We start from the raw sequence: 19,881 nt of genomic DNA, 5'->3' as shown, positions 1-19,881 counted from the left end.
ATGTGCTGGCTCCCGAAAGGCGTACTCGCTCAGATGTGATCGGTGCGCTGGCAATCGCGCTGGCCGTAATCGTGGCGGTGACCGTGGTGTGGTTGCGCAGTGATGCGCGCGGAACCACCTCGGTCACCGCCGAATCTCCACTCCCACCTCTGTCGACGTCGGTGTTGTTACCCGACATCCTGAAGCAGACGTGGGAATCTCCCAGTGCCGACTCGACGGCACCGATCACCGTCGGAAATGCCGTCGTCACCGCCGACGGTTCCGACGTGATCGGCCGCGACCCGGCAACAGGCGAAGAAGTGTGGCGATACGCGCGCAACATTCCCCTGTGCGGTGCGATCGGTTCGTGGGATCGCGTCGTCAGCGTCTATCAGGACAATCGCGGTTGCTCTCAGGTCACGTCACTGGTCGCCGACACCGGCGCCCGAAAGGACCAGCGCAACAGCGACGCCGATTCCGCGGTCACCTTGTCGGCGGACGGCACCTATCTGATCTCACGCGGCAGTGAGCGAATGGAACTGTGGCGCTCGGACCTCGTCCGAACTCTCGAGTACGGCAGGGTCGACGCGAAGGTCAATCCGAACAAGCAACCCCGCACCGGATGCACGCTGCTCGACGCTGCGTCGAGCGCCAACCGAGTCTCGGTACTCGAGCGTTGCCCGGGTGAAGCCTCCAACAGGTTGACGGTGATGAACCCCGCACCGAAGGACGCCCAGGAACCCGAAGAGTACGGATCCTCGATTCTCCTCGGCTCCGAAGGCGCCCGCCTGCTTGCCGTGGCCGGCGAGAAGACGGCCGTCTACCTCCCTGCCGCCAACGGAACCGCTTCTCGCATCACCATTTTCGACGGAACCGGCAATCCGATCGTCGACTATCCGATCGAGGGAGCGGTGACCGAAGGGGCCCGCACCCACGCCGACAAAGCTTCGATCACCTGGTGGACCGGCTCGCAGACCGTCAACCTCCGCCTGAGCGATCTGGCTCCGACGTGGATAGTCAACGGAACGTCCGGGCCCGGAAGCATGGTCGCCGGTCAGATGCTCATCCCCGTTCCGGGCGGCATTGCAGCCGTCAGCCCGTCGGACGGAGCGGTGCAGCGCATGATCGCAGTCGACCGCGGTGAGACGACGACGCCGATCGTGCTCGCCAGTGCGGGCGAGACGATTCTGGAACAGCGCGGCGATACCTTGTTCGCGCTGCGCTAGAAGCTCTCGCCTTCCTCAGAGCGCCAGTTCCGGCGCGAAAGTCACGACTTCATTTCCAGCCCAATGCTTTACGAGATTGTCGGCGAGTTCTCGATAGGCATCCGCGCCCTTGTTCTTTCGCCCGGCAAGGACCGTCGCGCCGGAAGCAGAGGCCTCGGCGAACTTGACGGTCCGTGGAATCGGCGGCGCCAGAACGGCGAGGGAGTAGCGGTCACTGACGTCAGCGAGTACGTCGCGACTGTGCGTGGTTCGAGCGTCGTACAGAGTCGGAAGTGCGCCGAGCAGAACAAGATCCGGGTTGGTGATGGCTTGGACTTCACGAACCGTACGCAGCAGCTGTCCGACGCCGCGGTGTGCGAGGGTTTCGCATTGCAGTGGAACCAGAACCGACTGCGCCGCAGTCAATCCGTTGAGTGTGAGCACACCCAACGACGGTGGGCAGTCGATGATGATGACGTCGTAAGAACCCAGGAGCGGAGACAGCGCCCGCTTGAGCGCGAACTCTCGACCGGGTCGCATCAGGAGCAGCGCTTCGGCGCCCGCGAGATCGATGGTGGCCGGCAGGAGATCCATACCGTCGTCCGTTTTCAGCACGGCGTCGACCGCGTCGAGATCACCCGCCAGGACCTCGTTGACCGAACGCTCGAGGCGATCCGGGTTGTGTCCGAGCGAGAACGTCAGGCAGCCCTGCGGGTCGAGATCCACCACCAGAACTCGTTGTCCGAGCGCGGACAAAGCCGCACCGAGAGAAGCGACGGTAGTGGTTTTAGCCACGCCGCCCTTTTGATTCGCCACTGCGAGAACCGTCGTCACACGTAGATCCTTGCGCACTTCGCGCCAGGAGGCGAGCTACACACGCGAGGCAGCCTGCAATGATGGTCGACATGACCTCCCAGTCCGCCCCCTCGTCGATCCCCCTCGGTGCTCGCGTCGTACTCATGCGCCACGGTGAAACCGAGTGGGCACGCACCGGGAAACACACGGGCCGGACCGAGGTTCCGCTGACTCCGCTCGGCGAGATGCAGGCAACCGCGACCGGAAATCGCTTGCGAACCCTCGACCTCCGGAACCCCATGATTCTGACGAGTCCGCGGCTGCGCGCACAGTTGACGGGTGATCTCGCCGGCCTGCCGGAAGAGCGAACCTGGGATGCACTTTCCGAATGGGACTACGGCGACTACGAAGGCCTCACGACGCCCGAGATCCGCGCAACGGTGCCCGATTGGACCGTCTGGACACACCCGTGCCCGGGCGGCGAGCAGACCGATCAGATCCATGCCCGCACCGACATGGTGCTGTCGATGGTGCGTTCGCAGCTACCCGAGCGGGACGTGATCCTGATCGGGCACGGCCACTTCTCACGCGCGCTCATCGCCCGCTGGCTCGAGCTCCCGGTCACCGAAGGAAAGCGTTTCGCGTTGTTCCCGGGCGCTTACACGGTTCTCGGTTACGAGCACGGCGCCAGCCACCTCGTCCATCACAACGTGCCGCCGCTCGTGGAGGCTTGAGGCTTAAGATTCTCCCCATGATCCGACGCGCCACGCCCGCAGACGTCCAGCCGATCACCGACATGATCTACGAGTTGGCGGACTACCAGAAGGCCCTCGACGAGTGCACCGTGAAGGCGGAACAGATCGGCGAGGCATTGTTCGGGCCGGCCGCGACGGCCTTCGCGCACGTCGCTGTGAATTCGGCTGACGACGTCGTCGGCATGGCGCTGTGGTTCCGCAATTTCTCCACGTGGGACGGCGCCCACGGCATCTACCTCGAAGACCTGTACGTCAAGCCCAGCCAGCGCGGATCAGGCCACGGAAAGGCTCTTCTGGCCGCGCTCGCCAAGGAGTGCACCGACAACGACTACACCCGGCTGTCCTGGTCGGTGCTCAATTGGAACACGCCCTCGATCAAGTTCTACGAGTCACTCGGTGCCGACGCGAAGACGGAGTGGACCACGTATCGCCTGACCGGCACCCACCTCGGAGCTCTTGCCGCCGAAGCCGAGTAGGACTGAAGCAGGGTAGGCGTTCCGTCCTACTTGTCCCGCGGCTCTTCGGTCTCGTCCGGGTGTCCCTCTTCCGGCGACACCTCGTCTGCGTACGCTCCGTACTCCGCTGCCATCCATCGAGACGTCGGAGCCGAGAACAGGCAGCCCAGAGCGCCGAGAACGACGACACCCAGAACGATGCCGAGCGGCACCTGATGCGAATCGGTCAGGAGCGACCAGGCGACCGGCAGGAGCAGCAACTGCGCGACGACGGCGATTGCCCGGCCCCACCGGCGGCCCGTCAGCAAAGCGATACCGGCTGCCAACACCGCGCCGCCGAGGATCGCGACCCAGGCAGCAAATCCGTATCCGTTGGTGACGCTCTGATCGTGGCCGGTCGCGCCGCGAATCACTGCGACGATCGCGAACCCGGCGGCAACCAGCCCTTGCAGCGTCACGAGGGCACCTGCCCATGTGACTGTCTTGGGCAGGGCGTTCGGACTGGCGGTATTCGGCACGAGGCCAGCCTAGAACACGACACCGGATAGGCTCATGCCCCGTGCGCGCACTGCTGATCGTCAACCCCAATGCCACCTCCACCACCGCTGCCGGTCGTGACCTGTTGGCACACGCCCTCGAGAGTCGGGTGCGACTTACTGTGGCGCACACCACACATCGGGGACACGCTGCCGAACTGGCGCGCGAAGCCCACGAAGACGGCTTCGGCTCGGTGATCGTCCACGGCGGCGACGGAACGGTCAACGAAGTGGTCAACGGACTGCTCGGGTCACCGCATCCCGCGTCGATGAAATCGGTTCCGGTCGGTCCGATCCCGACGATCGCTGTCGTCCCGGGAGGCTCGGCAAACGTTTTCGCGCGCTCACTCGGTATTGCCGCCGACCCGATCGACGCCACAAACCAACTCGTCGATCTACTCTCGGAACGAACGAGACGCCGAATCGGGCTCGCACACTGCGACAACCGTTGGTTCACGTTCAACGCCGGAATGGGCCTCGACGCCGATGTATGCGAGGCCGTCGACGCCAGCCGTAAGAACGGTGACGCCGCCACACCCGCCCGGTATGTCCGAACCGCAATCGCGGCGTTCTTCCGTGCCAAGCGAGCCGAGCCCGCCCTGACAGTCCACCTACCCGATCAGGATCCCGTCTCCGGAGTCCACTACGCGTTCGTGTCGAACTCGAGCCCGTGGACATATCTGGAAGAGCGTCCCGTACACACCAATCCGGGAACGACCTTCGACAGTGGACTCGGCATCTTCGCCATGACGAGCACCAAAGTCCTACCGTCTCTGCGGGTTGTGCGACAGCTCCTCGCACGCGGCGCAGAACCGAAATCGAAGGTCCTTCTACGCACCGACGACGTCCCGACAATCACCATCGAATCGTCGCGACCGATCGGACTGCAGATGGACGGCGACTACATCGGACTTCGCGAAAAAGTCGAATTCACCTCGGTCCCGGATGCACTGGAAGTGTTCGCACCGATTCCGACGTGAGTCAGGCAACACGTTTGACCTGCAAAAACACTGGTGCCAAATAGTCGAAATCGGGTAAAATGCCGGTGACGCCCAGGTGGCCGTCAGGTGTGTCACAAATTAGTGAGTTGGCCCACGAACCCGTTCAAACCTATTGACATACCGCGAGTTCGTGAAAGCATTCACAAGTAACAGTGCGGAAACATTGATGACGCACACACAAACTCATTGGTACCAAATGGTGTGAATACACACCCAATTAAGGAGCGAAAAAAGATGGACTGGCGCCACAACGCAATCTGTCGCGACGAGGATCCCGAACTGTTCTTCCCGGTGGGAAACAGTGGACCGGCCCTCGCTCAGATCGCTGATGCCAAGGTTGTCTGCAACCGCTGCCCCGTCACCGCCGAGTGCCTGTCCTGGGCTCTCGAGTCCGGTCAGGATGCAGGCGTCTGGGGCGGAATGAGCGAAGACGAGCGCCGCGCACTCAAGCGTCGTAACGCACGTACCCGTGCACGCACTTCCGTCTAGGTCGAACCGAGACGTTCGACTCGCGGCGGAGAACAGCCCCTCCGCACAGTCGAAGACGACAGCCCGACACCACATGGTGTCGGGCTTTTTGTCTGCTCGAATCGCTAACGCTGCTCGAATCAGTAACGCGCAGTGCGTCTACCGAGCGGCACACGCAGAACCGCGTCGGTGCCGCCACCGCTTCCCGGGTGCAGTCCGAGCGAGCCACCGAGTTCAGCGCCCAACAAAGTCCGCACGATCTGGAGTCCGAGCCGATCGGACTTCTCGAGGTCGAAGTTCTCCGGCAGGCCGCGCCCGTTGTCGTGGATGATCACGTCCAACCAGCGCGCAGAACGCTCGGCGCTGAGTGTGACCGTGCCGGTCACTCCCGGATCGAAAGCGTGCTCGATCGCGTTCTGCACCAACTCCGTCAGCACCATGACCAGCGGGGTGGCGCGCTCGGCGGAGAACACTCCGAAACTGCCCTCACGCCGAATCGCCACCGGCACACCCACTCCCGCGACATCGGAGAGCATGGGAACCAACCGGTCGATCACCTCGTCGAGATCCACCTCTTCGTCCACCGACATCGACAAGGTGTCGTGAACGAGGGCGATGGACGTCACGCGCCTCACCGACTCTGTCAACGCCTGTCGCGCTTCGTCGTTGCCGGTTCGCCTGGCCTGTAGACGCAGAAGCGCCGCGACGGTTTGCAGGTTGTTCTTCACTCGATGGTGAATCTCGCGGATGGTTGCGTCCTTGCTCAGGAGAGCGCGATCACGACGCTTGACCTCGGTGACGTCGCGGACGACGACCGCCGCACCGACATGCCGGCCGCCCGGCTTGAGAACCAGGGCTCGCAGCAGAACGGTCGCCCCGCGCGCCTCGATCTCCATACGGCGACCGGGCTTGTCCGCCAACGTATCTCGGATGTATCCCGCAGCTTCCTGAGACTCGAACGGGTCGGTGACCAACGAACGGGTCAACGCCGCGAGGTCTTGGCCCACCAAATCCGAACTCAGACCCATCCGGTGATAGGCCGAGAGCGCGTTCGGGCTGGCATAGACGACGGTGCCTTCGGTATCGAGACGGATGAAGCCGTCGCCCGCACGTGGGCTCGAGTTCGTGTCGGAGCGCGATTCTCGGATCGGGAAGGTTCCGTCGCTGATCATCTGACACAGGTCTTCGGCGCAATCGAGATACGCGAGCTCGAGCGGACTCTGCGCTCGCTGGTGCGACAGGTTGGTGTCGCGGCTCAGAACCGCGATGACTCGCCCGTCCAGACGCACCGGAACGGCTTCCCGACGCGGCGGCATTCCTTCACGCCACGTCTCGTCTTCCCCGCGCACGACGCGGCCCTCGACGAGAGCGCGAAGAACCTGCGGGTGCTCGGACTCGGAAACGACCGTTCCGACTGCGTCCTCCGGAAAAGCCGTCGATGCCGTTGTCGGCCGGCAATGCGCGACGCAGATGACCGTCCCCTCGGATCGGTTCTTCTCCGATTCGGTGCCCACCCACAGGAGAACGTCGGCAAAGGAGAGGTCGGCGAGCAGTTGCCACTCCCCCACGACGCGCTGGAGATGGTCGACCGCCGCACCGGGAAGATCGGTGTGTTCGGCGAGGAGGTCACTGAGAGTGGACATCGTCCGGCTTAGGAGATCACGGCGATCAGATCGCCTTGCTGAATCACGTCGCCGACCTTGACGCCCACCGTCGTCACCGTTCCCGGAACCTCGGCCAGGACGGGAATCTCCATCTTCATGGATTCGAGGATGACCAGGGTGTCGCCGTCCGCAACGACGTCTCCCTCGCTCACGACGACCTGGTAGACCGTCGAAACCATCTCGGCGCGCACGTCTTCTGCCATCGTGAACCTCACTTCTGTCGGAACTGCACTCTGACCACGAAAATACGTCGACGGATCACTCGATCGACCTGCCAATGGAACCACACCGGCATCGGCGTGAAACAATGACGCGAAAGAAACAGAAGGGAGACCAATCATGGGTAAGCGTGGTCGTAAGAAGCGCAGCCGTAAGGGCAACGCCGCTAACCATGGCAAGCGTCCAAACGCCTGACATGTAGCGCAACAAAACGTCCGAGGGGCGGGGAAGCATTGCTTCCCCGCCCCTCGGCGTTACTGCCTTCCGACTGCTGCCGCTCAGATCTTCGCTGACGGGCTAGCTGTCGGTTTCGGTAGTCGTTATGACGATGGTCCGACGCAACTCGACGGTGAGCCGCTGACGCAGGCTTTCCGGCGCGTGGTCTCCACCGCACTTACGGTTGATCAGGCTCTTGACCTTCTCCTCGATCCCGTAGGCCTCGAGGCACGATCCACAATCGTCGATATGACGCTGCAGGCGAGCACGACTCGAATCGTCGCATTCACCGTCGAGCATCAACCAGACGTCGGCGATGACTGCCGAGCAGTCGAGCCTTTCGAATTCGTCCTGCTCACTCATCGTGTGACACCTTCCGTCTCGGTGGCTGCGACTGTGGCTGTGTCGACCGCGCCGTCCCGATTGAATCCCCGGTCTTTTGCGACATCGGCCAAGAGACCACGCAATTGCTTGCGACCACGGTGCAGTCGCGACATCACCGTTCCGATGGGTGTGCCCATGATCTCCGCGATCTCCTTGTACGGGAATCCTTCGACATCGGCGTAGTACACGGCCATACGGAATTCCTCGGGAAGCGACTGCAGCGCCGCCTTGATGTCATCGTCAGGCAACGCGTCGAGCGCCTCCACCTCGGCCGATCGCAGCCCCGTCGAGGTGTGCTCGGCGGTGGCGGCCAACTGCCAGTCGGTGATCTCGTCCGTCGGATACTGCGCGGGTTGGCGCTGCTTCTTGCGGTACGAGTTGATGTAGGTGTTCGTGAGAATCCGGTACAGCCAGGCTTTCAGGTTGGTACCGGCACGGAACGAACGGAAAGCGGTGTACGCCTTGACGTACGTCTCCTGCACGAGATCCTCGGCATCAGCCGGATTCCGCGTCATGCGCAGGGCAGCGCCGTACAACTGGTCGAGCAGCGGGAGCGCGTCGCGCTCGAACCGGGCAATCAACTCATCCGCAGTTTCGGGCGTTTCGGACACAGCGCCGTCGATAGGTTCAGTTACCCCTGACGGTTCGTCCTTGGGCCGGTCGTGTTCCAGCACTCTGATCCCTTCACTAGCCGTAGGGATCAAGGTTACCGCCAACTGAAGATCCGACCCACGGGCCGGTGGTGGCTCACACACAGCCAGCACGGTCGCTCCTTCGCTTCTCGGGACAAGTTTCATCAACTGGTACCAACACGGGAGTCTGCGACTCTGTTCCCGGCCTGGTCGGATGTACCTGTCGGCGATCCACATAGGGTGCTCCTTATGGCCGGAACAGCGACCCCTGCGACCGCACTTCTCGACAAGTCGAAGACACCGCACCGCGTTCACAGCTACGACCACGATCCTCGCGCCGAATCGTTCGGCGACGAGGCGGTCACTGCACTGGCCGAGTTGGTAGGAGTCGAGGCCGCACAGATCTTCAAGACCTTGGTCGTCAAACTCGACACCGGCAAGCTCGCCGTCGCGGTCCTGCCGGTCCCGAACAAGCTCTCGCTCAAAGCCGCAGCCGCTGCCCTCGGTGCAAGCAAAGCCGTCATGGCCGATCGCGCCGAAGCCGAGCGTTCGAGCGGCTACGTCTTCGGCGGTATCTCGCCGCTCGGCCAGCGCAAGAAACTGCCGACCGTGATCGATGCGTCGGCGCTCGACTGGGACCGCATTCTCTGCAGCGCCGGTCGACGCGGGCTCGAGATCGAGCTGGCTCCGACGGACCTCGCGCAGTTGAGTGGCGCGGTCACGGCGCAAATCACGGCGGGCTGAGTATCCGGTCGCTACGTTCTCACCATGCGACCACACCTGAAAACTCTTGCACTGACCGCTGCAGCGGCAGCTCTCACCGTCTCGCTGACGGCCTGCGGGAGTTCGGACAATGCCGCCAAGGAAGTCACGGTAGTCGGATCAGGGCAGGTCCGCGGGGCGCCGGACATCCTCAATGCCGACATCGGCATCGAGGTGGTTGCCCCGGATGTATCGGGAGCGGTCTCGGAGGCGAATGACAAGGCCCGTCAGATGATCGACGCGATAGTCGCCGCCGGTGTGGCCCCCGAGGACGTGCAGACAAGCGATCTGTCCGTCCAGCCGCAGTACGACGCCAGCGGCGGACCGTTCGTCGGCGGCAACGTGACCGGCTACCGGGCAACCAACTCGGTACGAATCGTCGTGCGCGATCTCGACAAGGCCTCTTCTGTCCTGGACGCCGGCATCGCGGCGGGTGGAAACGCGGCACGGCTCGGTAACGTCGCCTTCGCCATCGACGACGACTCTCAGCTTCTGGCCGACGCTCGCACCCGGGCCTTCGAGGACGCGAAGAACCGTGCCGAACAGTACGCGGATCTGTCCGGTACGTCGCTCGAGAACGTCGTGACCATCACCGAGGCACACGACACGAGTGGCGGTCAGACCATGCGCGCTCCCGACGCCTCGATGTCCGACATGGTCCTCGCCCCGGGAACCCAGCAGGTCTCGTTCGAGGTGACCGTTACCTGGGCTCTCGGCTGACCACTAGAGCAGGCTGATCTGCTCGCCGGCACGGTCGACGTCCGGCTCGATCAACTCGTGCCCGTTGTTCTTGACACTGTTGACCAGCGGCCGGACTCGATCGACGTCGATCCGCTCGAAGAGGTCCGGTACCGGTTCGAGCAGAGCCGAATCGACGGTGTTGTCGGGATCGAGCCACGCCTCCCAGCGGTCACGAGGCAGGGCGAGGGGCATGCGGTCGTGAACCTGCTCGAGGTGACCGAGAGAGTCGACTGTGACGATCGAGCAGCTCAGGACGGGGCTCGCGTTCTCGACCCTCGGGTCCCGCCAGGCAGACCACACGCCCGCCATGAACAGCCGTGATCCGTCGTCGGGGTGCATGTAGTAAGGAATCTTCGCTGCCTTTTTCCCGCCGGTGGCCTCGGTCTGCCACTCGTACCACCCGTCCATGGGGACCAGGCAACGCTTGAACTTGAAGGCGGTCCGAAACGCCGGCTTCTCCGCCAGCGAGTCGGCGCGGGCGTTGAACAGGACCGGGCCTTTGCCCAGTTCCTTGGTCCACGACGGCACCAATCCCCACCGCATCCGCCGAATCCTCTTGGTCGGATCGCTGTCGGGGTTCTCCCGATCGTGGCGTTCGACGACGGTCAACACCTCGGTCGTGGGGGCCACGTTGTAATCGGCTTCGACGGGCGCCGAGTGGTCCGTCTCGTCGAGCGCATCGAGTTCCACCGCCAGGGTGGCCGGGTCCGCTGTGGTCGCATACCTTCCGCACATGACACCCAGGGTGGCACGGTTTCGACCATTCCCCCACCGATGAGAGAAGATGGACCATGTGAGTCTGAGTCTGTGGAGCGCCCCGAGGGCCCAAGCACCCGTCGATGCAGTGGTGACGCTGCCCGGATCCAAGTCCATCACCAATCGAGCTCTGATTCTTGCCGCACTTGCGGATGGCCCGTCCACGATTACCGGTGCACTTCGCAGCCGTGACGCCGACCTGATGATCGCAGCTCTGCGTGACCTCGGCATCGGCGTCGAGGAAGCCGGCGATCCGACCACGCTTCGCATCACCCCTGGGCCCCTGCGCGGCGGCGAGGTCGACTGCGGCCTGGCCGGCACCGTGATGCGCTTCCTGCCGCCGCTCGCCGCGATGGCCGACGGCATCGTCCGCTTCGACGGCGACGAGCAAGCACGCACACGCCCCCTCGGCACCATCTTGGAGGCACTGCGCGGTCTCGGCGCTCGGATCGAGGGTGACGCACTCCCGTTCACCGTCACCGGAACCGGATCCCTACGCGGAGGAACGGTCACCATCGACGCATCCGGCTCGTCGCAGTTCGTCTCCGGTCTGCTGCTCTCGGCTGCCGCCTTCGAAGAAGGTGTCACCGTCCACCACGACGGCAAGCCCGTCCCGTCCATGCCACACATCGACATGACCGTCGAGATGCTCCGCCTAGCCGGAGTTTCCGTGACGACACCAGCCACGGGCGGAGACGCAGACACGTGGCGGGTGGCACCGGGGCCGGTGCGCGCCGTGGACTGGGCGATCGAACCCGATCTCTCCAACGCCACACCGTTCCTGGCCGCAGCCGCTGTTACCGGCGGAACCGTCAGCGTCCCGATGTGGCCGTCGTCGACGACGCAGCCCGGCGACGCGATCCGCGGGATCCTCGCCTCGATGGGCGCCGACGTCACTCTTGCCGACGGCGTGCTGACCGTTCGCGGCCCGGAGAAACTGCGCGGCATCGACATCGACCTCCACGACGTGGGAGAGCTGACCCCCACCGTCGCGGCCCTGGCCGCTCTCGCCGAGGGCACCTCGCATCTACGAGGTATTGCACACCTGCGCGGGCACGAGACCGACCGTCTGGCCGCCCTCGCCGACGAGATCAACAAGCTCGGCGGCTCGGTCACCGAAACCGACGACGGCCTGACGATCGTTCCCGCGGAACTCCATGGCGGACAATGGCTCTCGTATGCCGACCACCGCATGGCAACAGCCGGCGCCATCATCGGCCTGGTCGTCGACGGCGTCGACGTCGACGATGTCGGAACCACAGCCAAGACACTGCCCGGCTTCGAGAACATGTGGATCGACATGCTCGAGAGTTCGCCGGCGACACCGAAGGCAAGCTTCTGAGTCCGCGGCAGTACGACGAGTCCGACGTCCGGGTACGTCCCGGCCGCGGATCCCGCCCCCGTACGAAGACTCGGCCCGAACATCTCTCGGCCGAATCGGGGATGGTGGTGTCGAAGGATCGTGGCCGTTGGGGTTGCGTCCTCGGCGGCGATCCCGACCGACTGATCGTCACGATGCGCGCCCGCGAACTTGGCCGAACCCCCATCGTCGTCGGCGATCAGGTGGACATCGTCGGCGATCTGTCCGGCAAAACCGACACCCTCGCCCGCATTGTCCGGGTCTCCGAGCGTTCAACGGTTCTGCGACGGACGGCCGACGACACTGATCCCTTCGAACGCATCGTCGTCGCGAACGCGGAGCAGTTGCTCATCGTCGTGGCACTCGCCGATCCCCCACCGCGCACCGGTTTTGTCGAGCGCGCACTGGTCGCCGCCTACGTGGGTGGCCTGACACCGATCGTCTGCCTGACCAAGAGCGACCTCGAACCACCCGAGGAATTCGCGAGCACTTTCGCCGACCTCGACATCCAAGTGGTCGTCGCCGGTCGCGACGATCCCCTGGACGAACTGACGCAGATCCTCGAGCACAAGTTGACCGCCCTGATCGGACATTCCGGCGTCGGAAAATCGACATTGGTCAATCGCCTTGTCCCCGATGCCAATCGAGCGGTCGGCATCGTATCCGGCGTCGGCAAGGGCCGGCACACATCGACGCAATCGGTGGCACTCCCCCTCGCCGGTGGCGGCTGGGTGATCGACACCCCGGGCATCCGTTCGTTCGGTCTGGCGCACATCTCGCCCGAGAACGTGGTGGCTGCATTCTCGGATCTCGCTGCGGCGATCGAGGATTGCCCGCGCGGATGCACGCACCTCGGGCCGCCGGCAGACCCCGAATGCAAGCTCGACCTGCTGGAGGGCAAATCCGCTCGACGCGTCGTCGCTGTGCGACAACTGCTGGAAGCGATCAAGTCCAACGATCAGTACTGAGCGACACCCCTTGGCTAGAACAGCAAAGCGGCCCGGCACCATGTCGAATGGTGTCGGGCCGCTTGTTGCGTCTGGTCAGCGCAGGCGGGAAATCAGCGCAGGCCGAGGAGGCTGCGCAGCTTTCCACTCTTGCGCTTACGTGCGATGGCGCTCTTGAGACCGTTACGACGCCCGGTCACGGGATCGACAGTCGACGTCAGTTCGCCGTCGAACATCCGCTCCGACGCCGTCTCGGGCGCATTGTCGACGGTGTCCTTGAGGTACTTGTTGGGCAGCGACAGCTTGGCGATGGTGCGCCAGGACTTGGCGTACTGCACGGCAAGTGGGCCCGTCGTGTACGGCAGGTCGTACTTGTCCGCGAGCTGACGCACCGTGACCGCGATGTCCTTGTAGCGGTTGCTGGGCAGATCGGGGAACAGGTGATGCTCGATCTGGTAGCTCAGGTTGCCCGTCATGAAGTCCATGAGCGCGCTGCCCTCGATGTTGGCGCTGCCGAGCATCTGACGCAGGTACCACTGGGCCTGCGTTTCCTTGTCGATGTCTTCCTTGGTGAACTTCTCGGCACCGTCCGGGAAGTGACCGCAGAAGATGACCGCGTTGGTCCACACGTTCCGCAGGGTGTTGGCGGTGAAGTTGGCCGACAACGTGCTCTTCCACGCCGGGCCGGTGATGGCCGGGTAGATGACGTAGTCGCGCAGGACCTGCTTGCCGATCTTCTCGCCGACCTCGCGGAGCTTGCGCTGGGTCTCTTCCTTGTCGGCGCGGCCCTTGGCCACCTTGCCGAGCTCGAGGTGCTGTGCGGCGATGCCGTACTCGAAGAACAGCGCGAGCAGCGTGTTGTAGACCAGATTGCCGGCGTTGAAGGGCTTCCATCGCTGATCGCGGGTGACGCGCAGGAGTCCGTATCCGACGTCGTCGTCCATTCCGAGGACGTTGGTGTACTTGTGATGCAGGTAGTTGTGGGTCTGCTTCCAGTGCGCAGACGGGCCGGTGACGTCCCACTCCCACGAGGTGGAGTGGATCTCCGGGTCGTTCATCCAGTCCCACTGACCGTGCATCACGTTGTGCCCGAGTTCCATGTTCTCGATGATCTTCGAGAGCGTCAGCAGGCCAACTCCGGCGAGCCACGCCGGACGGCGACGGCTGGCGAAAAGCACTGCGCGGCCGCCGATTTCGAGTGAACGCTGCAGGCGAATGACGTTGCGCACGTAGCGCGCGTCCCTCTCGCCGCGCGACTCCTCGATGTCGCGACGAATCGCGTCGAGTTCGCGGCCGAGCGCCTCGATGTCGGCGTCCGTGAGATGTGCATATTCCTTGACATCTGCAATCGCCATGGAAAGCCTCCTAGCAGTGAGTTAGGCGCAAAGTAGTAAGTGCAGAACGATCATGACTTCGAATCGTTCAGATCAACTGCACCTACTGTAGCGTAACTTACGGCACCGTAGGTTAGGTTTTTCCCGATGTAACCTATATCACTTCCGGCGCTTCGGCATGCGAGAACGCGCCTGCGACTTGAGTGCGGTCAACAATCCGAGGCGCTTGCCGGTGACCGGATCGGTACGCAGGTCCTCGACCATCGCCATGGCTGCGTCCCGGAACCCTGAGTCACGGAACCGTAGTTCCGAGGACGTTTCCGGAGCATTGTCCGAGGTCGCAGTCAGCCACTTGTCCGGCAAGGCCAGCTTGTGGATCGTGCGCAGCGCCAGGAGATACTGCTTGAAGAGCGAACCGGTGGTGTACGGGAGATCGAACTTCTCGCACAATGCACGCATCTTCACGGCAATTTCGGGGTAGCGGTTGCTCGGCAGATCAGGGAAGACGTGGTGCTCGATCTGGTAGCTCAGGTTGCCACTCATGAGTCCCATGAGCTTGCCCGAATTGAAGTTCGCGCTACCGAGCATCTGGCGCAGGTACCACTCGTGACGAGTCTCCTGCTCGAATTCGGCAACGGTGAACTTCTCGGCGCCGTCCGGGAAGTGACCACAGAAGATGACGACGTACGCCCACAGGTTGCGCACGAGATTCGCGGTGGCATTGGCCGTCATGGTCGACTTCCACGCCGGCCCCGTCAGCGCGGGGAACAAGATGAAGTCCTTGCCCACCTGACGAAAGATCTTGCGCGCGAAGTCTTTGTTCGCCTGCGAGTTCAGTTGCCCCTTTTCCGCGCCCTCCAACTCGGCTGCCGCCGTGAGGTCGTGCAGCGCGATGCCCCACTCGAACGTGGCCGCCAAGATCACGTTGGCGATCGGCTGGAAGAGGTTGATCGGCTTCCACGGCTCGTCACGCGTCATACGCAGGATCCCGAAACCGAGGTCCTCGTCCATCCCGACGACGTTGGTGTACGTGTGGTGCTGGTAGTTGTGGGCACGCTTCCAGTGCTCGGAAGGACCGGTCTGATCCCACTCCCACGAAACGGAGTGAATCTCGGGATCGTTCATCCAGTCCCATTGCCCGTGCATGACGTTATGCCCGAGCTCCATGTTCTCGATGATCTTCGACAGGCTCAGCAGGGTCGTCCCGACCAGCCATGCCGGTCGGTACCGACTGCCGAACAGCGCGATACGCCCACCGAGTTCCAACGCCCGCTGGACGCGAATGACGCGACGAATGTAGCGGGCGTCCCGGATTCCACGAGAGTCTTCGATGTCTAGTCGAATCTGATCGAGTTCACGTCCGAGAGCTTCGACATCGGCCTCGGTGAGGTGCGAAAACTCTTTGATATCGGTGATGGCCACCGTGGTCCTCCGTGTGCCTAGAAGCTATGCGTCCAGCGTACAGTCGCCGGCGGCAGCGGAGATGCACGTCTGAATCCGCTCGCCCTCCGCGTGCTGTTTTCCCGAGCGTAGGTCGATTGCGTGGCCGGCGACGAGAGGCACGACACACGTCTGGCAGATGCCCATGCGGCAACCGAAGGGCATCAAGGCGCCGGACTGCTCGCCGGCTTCCAGAAGCGTCGTCGCGCCGTCGACGGTGATCGTCTTACCCGACTTCTCGAACGTGACCGTGCCGCCGTCCGCCGAGGCGTCGATGCGTGAAACCGCGAATCGCTCCATATGGAGTCGATCCTCGATGCCTTCCGCCTTCCAGACGTCTTCGAGCTCGTCGAGCAACGGAAGGGGTCCGCACGCCCAGGTGTGGCGCTCACGCCAGTCGGGGCAGACCGTGTCGAGAGAACTGAGTTTGAATTTTCCGTCGCGGCGAGTGAGCTGAACGTGACTCACGAAGTCCTCGTGCTCGGCGTGCAGTGCCGTGAGTTCGTCGGCGAACATCACGTCGGATTCCGTCGGCGCCGAGTGGATGTGCATGACGTCGGGCAATTGACCGCGCCGGTTCATCGTCCGCAACATGCCCATGACCGGAGTGATGCCACTGCCGGCGGTGATGAACAGGATCTTCTCCGGCGGCGGATCCGGCAACGCGAAGTTGCCCGAAGGCGTGGCCAGTCGAACGATGGTTCCCGACGGCACGGCCCCGCTGACGAGGTGGCTCGAGAGAAAGCCCTCTGGCATGGCCTTGACCGCGATGGAAATGCGCTTGTTCTCCCAGTTGGGAGGCGAAGTAAGTGAGTACGACCGCCAATGCCAGCGTCCGTCGATATGCAGACCGATGCCGATGTACTGCCCCGGCTGGTAGTTGAAGTCGAATCCCCAACCCGGCTTGATGACGATGGTCGCCGAATCCGTGGTCTCAGGCCGGACTTCGACGATCTGACCACGCAGCTCGCGGGCGGACCACAACGGATTTGCGAGGTGCAGATAGTCGTCGGGAAGCAATGGTGTGGTCAGCCGCGCCGCCGCACCACGAAGCAGATTGAGCTTCGACCGCGCTGCCGGAACTACCGACGCTGCCGGTGCCTCGATCCAGTCCTTCAGACCCATCAGACCTCCACCTCTCACCTTCCGAACCCACTGCCTACGGTACCGTAGGTTATCAGGTTACGGTACCGTAGGTTACTTCACGGTAAGCACATTCACAGCAGGTCGAGCAAGAACGGCAACTCCTGCGCGGCGTACCACGCCAACTCGTGGTCCTCCGCGTCGCCGAGCGTGAACTCGGCATCGGCGTCACCGAGATCCGCCGCGTCGACTATGCCAGCAGCGCGCTCGATGTCCGATTCTGCCTGTTGGAGGTCGACATGCACAGATGCAACCTGAGCCATCGTCAGAGGACCCGCCAATCGAACTACAGAATCGTCGAGATCGGGCCGCAACTTCACATCGGCATCGTCGACGTCGGCGGCAACGACAGCACGCCGGAAGGTGACGTCACCCTCGGTTCCGGCGATCAGGCGCAGCGACGCACGCGCAGCCTCACCCATGGCGACCTCGGCCAACTCGTCGTCATCGCCCGCCGCGTACGACTCACGCAGAGTCGGGGTGACCGCAAAAGCCGTCCGGCTCATCGGGTCGAACTCCTGATCTGCGACCAACTTCTGCAAAATCTCGACCGTCGCCGGTACGTACACCCTCATGAGACCACCTTCATGCTCGTTCGTCACCGACTCGCATCCGTCAATTCCTCGAGTGACTCGAAGATCAGCGAACGAACGACGTCGACGTCCGACATCGCGTCACGGTCGGCATTCAAACCGTAGTAGACATTTCCGTCGTACGACGTCAGGGCGATGCTGAGTGTCTGATTCTTGAGCAGTGGCGACACCGGATACATCTCCAGCATCCGAGCCCCACCGAGGTAGAGCGGGAACTGTGGCCCTGGCGCATTGGTGATCATCAAGTTGAACATTCGCTGCGACAGACTACTGGCCGCACGGGAGCTCATCGCATGCAGCGTCGCCGGCGCAAACCCAGACATTCGCACCATCGTCTGCGCGGTGACCCGCCGACCCTGACGCGCGAATGCCTCCGTCGCATGCGCCACGTGAGAGAGCCGAACAACCGCGTTGGGTTCACCGACAGGCAGGTCGATGAGGAACGACGAAACATGCCCCGGCGCCTGCGGATCGTCGACGTCGGGACTCTCGGGGCCGTCCGTGTACACCGACATGGGCACCATCGCCCGCACGATGGTCGCCTCGGTCACCGGCTCACCACGCGAGAGCAGCCAGTTCCGCATCGCGCCCGCGATGACGGTGAGAATCACGTCATTGATCTCGCACCCGTACCGCGCGCGAATACGTCGATAGTCCTCGAGAGACGTCTTGGCCACCGCAAGGCGTCGATTGCGCGAGATGGTGGCGTTGAGCGGGCTCGACGGGGCCACCTGGGTCGCCGTTCGAACCACTTCCGCAAGTTTCCCGAGTGCACTCACAGCCTCGGTGACGGATGTGGTCACGTCGTTGAACGCTGCACGCGCCCGTGCGATCCCCTCCCCCGGGCTCGTCACGAGATCTGCCATTGCACTGACCAACAAGCTGGTATCGCTCGGCGGCCTGGCGGGCATCCACAATTCTTCGGGGCCTGGCGCTCGATTCTTCTCCGGATCGAAGATCACCTGACTGATCTCTGGAGCCGCCTCGCCGTCCACCAACGACGAATGAGACTTCGTGAAGATGGCAAATCTGTTTCTGGTCAGCCCCTCGACCAGGTACATCTCCCACAACGGCCTCGTGCTGTCGAGTGGTCTCGACGTCAGCCGCGCGATCAGATCCATCAGCTGTTCATCGGAACCTGGTTTGGGCAGAGCCGATCGGCGTACGTGATAGGTGATGTCGAAATCCGAGTCGTCCACCCACACGGGGCGGGCCAGGCCGAACGCCACCTCACGCACTCGCTGGCGGTAACGCGGAACCGATCCGAGCCGCTCTTCGACCAGACGAAGCAATTCCTCGTGATCGATCCCGTTTCGCAGTTGCCTGAAGATCCCCAACGAGCCGACATGCATCGGCGTCGTCCCGGCTTCGAGGAAGTAGAAAGCAGCATCCTGAGTCGTCAGTCTGTTCACCATGGCTTCGTGTCCCCTCCGTCGCCGAGATCGAACAGAATCGACAACTCCTCGATGGTCGATTCCGAGCCGACGTGGTGGACCCCGACCATCCCGACCGCCACCGCCGCCCGGACGTTGATTTCGAGATCATCCACGAAAACGAAGTCCTCCGGCTCGACGCCCAAACGACTCGCCGCCAACAGATAGATCTCGGCGTCGGGCTTCGCCATCTCGACATCACCGGACAAGATCACGTCGTCGACCAAGACCCCGTCTCCGAGATCCCGCAACCACTGAGCATTGGCACCGCCGGGATCGTTGCTGACGATTCCCGTCACGATTCCGCGGGCCTTCACCGCGCGCACGACCGCGCTCAAGCCGTCGAGATCCGATCCCGGACCGAACAGCACGCCACCGACATCCAACAGAAGTCCCCGCACGCCATCACCCTAAGTCGCGATGGTGATCACGGCGACATCTCGAGCGTTTCGTGTCATGCTTCTCACCATCGCTCGGGGGAGCGAAGTCCGAGACGACCATCTCGGACGCACGATCATCCGGGGGGATGTCATGGAGCAGGACTGCACAATCATTCTCGAGCCGGCACCACAATTCGAGCCTCACGCGCATACCGTCGCGCTTACGCGGCCGCAGTGCCGACCCGACCGAGCGCAGTGCCGAACCGACCGAATGCTGCGTCGCCCACGAAAGACACCACACAACGGGACGTCGTCCAGTGCCGGTTTCACTCACGTGCTGGAACCGCAGTTGGCGGGTGCCGACATCTTCTGGAACCGATCACTTCGCCTGGTTCTCGAAACCGTCGACCGGCGACGAAATCCGCGGCAACTCAAGGGCGTATTGACGCCGTCCGTCCTGGAAGTTGTTGCGCGACTTTATACTTCGGAATTTTCGGCCCGGAAGCTGGGCGGCGCGGCCGTTCACCGCACCCACGTTCAAGCAGTGTCGAAGAGTACCGCCGAAGTCTGTGCGACGTACACACGAGGCACGCAGACATTTGCCGTCGCGGGTCGGATCGACCATACAGACGGAACAGGCTGGACGGTCACCGCACTACACGTGGTGTGACCGTCCAGCCTGC

The 19,881-nt window shown here is 63.3% G+C and carries 24 protein-coding genes; 11 read left to right on the top strand and 13 right to left on the bottom strand.

The window, feature by feature from the left end:
* Positions 1-2: 2 nt before the first annotated feature.
* On the top strand, positions 3-1,205 hold the full coding sequence (locus ACKAMS_RS22450; protein ID WP_070796174.1) for a PQQ-binding-like beta-propeller repeat protein: 1,203 nt from the start codon (positions 3-5) through the stop codon (positions 1,203-1,205).
* 15 nt (positions 1,206-1,220) lie between these two features.
* On the opposite strand, the gene ACKAMS_RS22445 is transcribed toward ACKAMS_RS22450, so the two are convergent.
* Positions 1,221-2,018 (bottom strand): ParA family protein, encoded by a 798-nt coding sequence (locus ACKAMS_RS22445; protein WP_003940948.1) that lies wholly within the window; start codon positions 2,016-2,018, stop codon positions 1,221-1,223.
* A 71-nt stretch (positions 2,019-2,089) separates the two neighbouring features.
* Between ACKAMS_RS22445 and ACKAMS_RS22440 the strand changes: the two genes are divergently transcribed.
* Positions 2,090-2,713: an acid phosphatase gene (locus ACKAMS_RS22440; protein ID WP_019747801.1), complete on the top strand. Its 624-nt coding sequence runs from the start codon at positions 2,090-2,092 to the stop codon at positions 2,711-2,713.
* A gap of 17 nt (positions 2,714-2,730) precedes the next feature.
* Positions 2,731-3,210, top strand: coding sequence for a GNAT family N-acetyltransferase (locus ACKAMS_RS22435; protein WP_003940724.1), 480 nt, complete (start codon positions 2,731-2,733; stop codon positions 3,208-3,210).
* 26 nt (positions 3,211-3,236) lie between these two features.
* Here ACKAMS_RS22435 and ACKAMS_RS22430 read toward each other — a convergent pair whose 3' ends face one another.
* A complete protein-coding gene (locus ACKAMS_RS22430) occupies positions 3,237-3,707 on the bottom strand; it encodes a hypothetical protein (RefSeq protein ID WP_020907115.1) in 471 nt (156 codons plus the stop codon).
* A 41-nt stretch (positions 3,708-3,748) separates the two neighbouring features.
* Here ACKAMS_RS22430 and ACKAMS_RS22425 point away from each other — a divergent pair, with 41 nt between their 5' ends.
* Together ACKAMS_RS22425 and ACKAMS_RS22420 are read left to right on the top strand one after the other, a co-directional pair.
* The gene (locus ACKAMS_RS22425; RefSeq protein ID WP_019747798.1) at positions 3,749-4,705 is read left to right on the top strand and encodes a diacylglycerol kinase family protein; all 957 of its coding nucleotides are present in this window, start codon (positions 3,749-3,751) and stop codon (positions 4,703-4,705) included.
* A 255-nt stretch (positions 4,706-4,960) separates the two neighbouring features.
* On the top strand, positions 4,961-5,215 hold the full coding sequence (locus ACKAMS_RS22420; RefSeq protein ID WP_003940950.1) for a WhiB family transcriptional regulator: 255 nt from the start codon (positions 4,961-4,963) through the stop codon (positions 5,213-5,215).
* A gap of 119 nt (positions 5,216-5,334) precedes the next feature.
* On the opposite strand, the gene ACKAMS_RS22415 is transcribed toward ACKAMS_RS22420, so the two are convergent.
* The gene (locus tag ACKAMS_RS22415) at positions 5,335-6,837 is read right to left on the bottom strand and encodes a sensor histidine kinase (protein WP_019747797.1); all 1,503 of its coding nucleotides are present in this window, start codon (positions 6,835-6,837) and stop codon (positions 5,335-5,337) included.
* Between the two features lie 8 nt (positions 6,838-6,845).
* Complete coding sequence (locus ACKAMS_RS22410; RefSeq protein WP_007731208.1) at positions 6,846-7,061, bottom strand: biotin/lipoyl-binding carrier protein; 216 nt, start codon at positions 7,059-7,061, stop codon at positions 6,846-6,848.
* A 136-nt stretch (positions 7,062-7,197) separates the two neighbouring features.
* Between ACKAMS_RS22410 and ACKAMS_RS22405 the strand changes: the two genes are divergently transcribed.
* Positions 7,198-7,272: a 50S ribosomal protein bL37 gene (locus tag ACKAMS_RS22405; protein WP_022597109.1), complete on the top strand. Its 75-nt coding sequence runs from the start codon at positions 7,198-7,200 to the stop codon at positions 7,270-7,272.
* 102 nt (positions 7,273-7,374) lie between these two features.
* Here ACKAMS_RS22405 and rsrA read toward each other — a convergent pair whose 3' ends face one another.
* Together rsrA and ACKAMS_RS22395 are read right to left on the bottom strand one after the other, a co-directional pair.
* Positions 7,375-7,656, bottom strand: coding sequence for a mycothiol system anti-sigma-R factor (gene rsrA, locus ACKAMS_RS22400; RefSeq protein ID WP_003940722.1), 282 nt, complete (start codon positions 7,654-7,656; stop codon positions 7,375-7,377).
* Positions 7,653-8,351 (bottom strand): sigma-70 family RNA polymerase sigma factor, encoded by a 699-nt coding sequence (locus tag ACKAMS_RS22395; protein ID WP_019747795.1) that lies wholly within the window; start codon positions 8,349-8,351, stop codon positions 7,653-7,655. Before ACKAMS_RS22395 ends, rsrA begins: the two co-directional genes overlap by 4 nt.
* Before the next feature lie 207 nt (positions 8,352-8,558).
* On the opposite strand from ACKAMS_RS22395, the gene ybaK reads away from it, so the two are divergent.
* Both ybaK and ACKAMS_RS22385 read left to right on the top strand, forming a co-directional pair.
* Positions 8,559-9,053, top strand: coding sequence for a Cys-tRNA(Pro) deacylase (gene ybaK, locus ACKAMS_RS22390; RefSeq protein ID WP_020907113.1), 495 nt, complete (start codon positions 8,559-8,561; stop codon positions 9,051-9,053).
* Between the two features lie 24 nt (positions 9,054-9,077).
* Positions 9,078-9,791 (top strand): SIMPL domain-containing protein, encoded by a 714-nt coding sequence (locus ACKAMS_RS22385; protein WP_021332569.1) that lies wholly within the window; start codon positions 9,078-9,080, stop codon positions 9,789-9,791.
* 3 nt (positions 9,792-9,794) lie between these two features.
* On the opposite strand, the gene ACKAMS_RS22380 is transcribed toward ACKAMS_RS22385, so the two are convergent.
* Positions 9,795-10,547: an SOS response-associated peptidase gene (locus ACKAMS_RS22380; protein WP_020969226.1), complete on the bottom strand. Its 753-nt coding sequence runs from the start codon at positions 10,545-10,547 to the stop codon at positions 9,795-9,797.
* A 49-nt stretch (positions 10,548-10,596) separates the two neighbouring features.
* Between ACKAMS_RS22380 and aroA the strand changes: the two genes are divergently transcribed.
* Positions 10,597-11,910 carry a 3-phosphoshikimate 1-carboxyvinyltransferase gene (gene aroA, locus ACKAMS_RS22375; protein ID WP_046378339.1) on the top strand — a complete coding sequence of 438 codons (1,314 nt, stop codon included), beginning with the start codon at positions 10,597-10,599 and terminating at the stop codon, positions 11,908-11,910.
* Positions 11,859-12,896 (top strand): ribosome small subunit-dependent GTPase A, encoded by a 1,038-nt coding sequence (gene rsgA / locus ACKAMS_RS22370; RefSeq protein ID WP_007731200.1) that lies wholly within the window; start codon positions 11,859-11,861, stop codon positions 12,894-12,896. Before aroA ends, rsgA begins: the two co-directional genes overlap by 52 nt.
* 92 nt (positions 12,897-12,988) lie before the next feature.
* On the opposite strand, the gene ACKAMS_RS22365 is transcribed toward rsgA, so the two are convergent.
* From ACKAMS_RS22365 to ACKAMS_RS22340, 6 genes are all read right to left on the bottom strand, one after another.
* Entirely contained in the window at positions 12,989-14,230 is a 1,242-nt protein-coding gene (locus ACKAMS_RS22365; RefSeq protein WP_279218614.1) for a fatty acid desaturase, read from the bottom strand.
* Positions 14,231-14,368: 138 nt separating this feature from the next.
* Entirely contained in the window at positions 14,369-15,631 is a 1,263-nt protein-coding gene (locus ACKAMS_RS22360; RefSeq protein ID WP_020907111.1) for an acyl-CoA desaturase, read from the bottom strand.
* Positions 15,632-15,655: 24 nt separating this feature from the next.
* Entirely contained in the window at positions 15,656-16,774 is a 1,119-nt protein-coding gene (locus tag ACKAMS_RS22355; RefSeq protein WP_003940928.1) for a ferredoxin reductase, read from the bottom strand.
* A 92-nt stretch (positions 16,775-16,866) separates the two neighbouring features.
* A complete protein-coding gene (locus tag ACKAMS_RS22350) occupies positions 16,867-17,367 on the bottom strand; it encodes a DUF6912 family protein (RefSeq protein WP_031330962.1) in 501 nt (166 codons plus the stop codon).
* Between the two features lie 23 nt (positions 17,368-17,390).
* Positions 17,391-18,800, bottom strand: coding sequence for a wax ester/triacylglycerol synthase family O-acyltransferase (locus ACKAMS_RS22345; RefSeq protein ID WP_003940935.1), 1,410 nt, complete (start codon positions 18,798-18,800; stop codon positions 17,391-17,393).
* Positions 18,794-19,219 (bottom strand): HAD-IA family hydrolase, encoded by a 426-nt coding sequence (locus ACKAMS_RS22340; RefSeq protein ID WP_021343720.1) that lies wholly within the window; start codon positions 19,217-19,219, stop codon positions 18,794-18,796. The genes ACKAMS_RS22345 and ACKAMS_RS22340 overlap by 7 nt, the downstream gene beginning before the upstream one ends.
* A 55-nt stretch (positions 19,220-19,274) precedes the next feature.
* On the opposite strand from ACKAMS_RS22340, the gene ACKAMS_RS22335 reads away from it, so the two are divergent.
* Complete coding sequence (locus ACKAMS_RS22335) at positions 19,275-19,868, top strand: Rv3235 family protein (protein WP_020723642.1); 594 nt, start codon at positions 19,275-19,277, stop codon at positions 19,866-19,868.
* The last annotated feature ends 13 nt before the right edge of the window (positions 19,869-19,881 follow it).

The sequence above is a fragment of the Rhodococcus sp. 5A-K4 genome (genome assembly GCF_046097995.1).
Taxonomy (GTDB): Bacteria; Actinomycetota; Actinomycetes; order Mycobacteriales; family Mycobacteriaceae; genus Rhodococcus_F; species Rhodococcus_F erythropolis.
Note: the sequence above shows the minus strand (reverse complement) of the source record. Positions and strands in the feature narration are given on the sequence as shown.

Excerpts from the sequence above, each read along its gene's own strand:
- rsrA (WP_003940722.1), bottom strand. The coding sequence starts at position 7,656 with ATGAGTGAGCAGGACGAATTCGAAAGGCTCGACTGCTCGGCAGTCATC.
- ACKAMS_RS22415 (WP_019747797.1), bottom strand. The coding sequence starts at position 6,837 with ATGTCCACTCTCAGTGACCTCCTCGCCGAACACACCGATCTTCCCGGT.
- ACKAMS_RS22385 (WP_021332569.1), top strand. The coding sequence starts at position 9,078 with ATGCGACCACACCTGAAAACTCTTGCACTGACCGCTGCAGCGGCAGCT.
- ACKAMS_RS22365 (WP_279218614.1), bottom strand. The coding sequence starts at position 14,230 with ATGGCGATTGCAGATGTCAAGGAATATGCACATCTCACGGACGCCGAC.
- ACKAMS_RS22410 (WP_007731208.1), bottom strand. The coding sequence starts at position 7,061 with ATGGCAGAAGACGTGCGCGCCGAGATGGTTTCGACGGTCTACCAGGTC.
- ACKAMS_RS22440 (WP_019747801.1), top strand. The coding sequence starts at position 2,090 with ATGACCTCCCAGTCCGCCCCCTCGTCGATCCCCCTCGGTGCTCGCGTC.
- ACKAMS_RS22350 (WP_031330962.1), bottom strand. The coding sequence starts at position 17,367 with ATGAGGGTGTACGTACCGGCGACGGTCGAGATTTTGCAGAAGTTGGTC.
- ybaK (WP_020907113.1), top strand. The coding sequence starts at position 8,559 with ATGGCCGGAACAGCGACCCCTGCGACCGCACTTCTCGACAAGTCGAAG.
- ACKAMS_RS22355 (WP_003940928.1), bottom strand. The coding sequence starts at position 16,774 with ATGGGTCTGAAGGACTGGATCGAGGCACCGGCAGCGTCGGTAGTTCCG.
- aroA (WP_046378339.1), top strand. The coding sequence starts at position 10,597 with ATGGACCATGTGAGTCTGAGTCTGTGGAGCGCCCCGAGGGCCCAAGCA.
- ACKAMS_RS22380 (WP_020969226.1), bottom strand. The coding sequence starts at position 10,547 with ATGTGCGGAAGGTATGCGACCACAGCGGACCCGGCCACCCTGGCGGTG.
- ACKAMS_RS22435 (WP_003940724.1), top strand. The coding sequence starts at position 2,731 with ATGATCCGACGCGCCACGCCCGCAGACGTCCAGCCGATCACCGACATG.
- ACKAMS_RS22335 (WP_020723642.1), top strand. The coding sequence starts at position 19,275 with ATGCTTCTCACCATCGCTCGGGGGAGCGAAGTCCGAGACGACCATCTC.
- ACKAMS_RS22420 (WP_003940950.1), top strand. The coding sequence starts at position 4,961 with ATGGACTGGCGCCACAACGCAATCTGTCGCGACGAGGATCCCGAACTG.
- ACKAMS_RS22345 (WP_003940935.1), bottom strand. The coding sequence starts at position 18,800 with ATGGTGAACAGACTGACGACTCAGGATGCTGCTTTCTACTTCCTCGAA.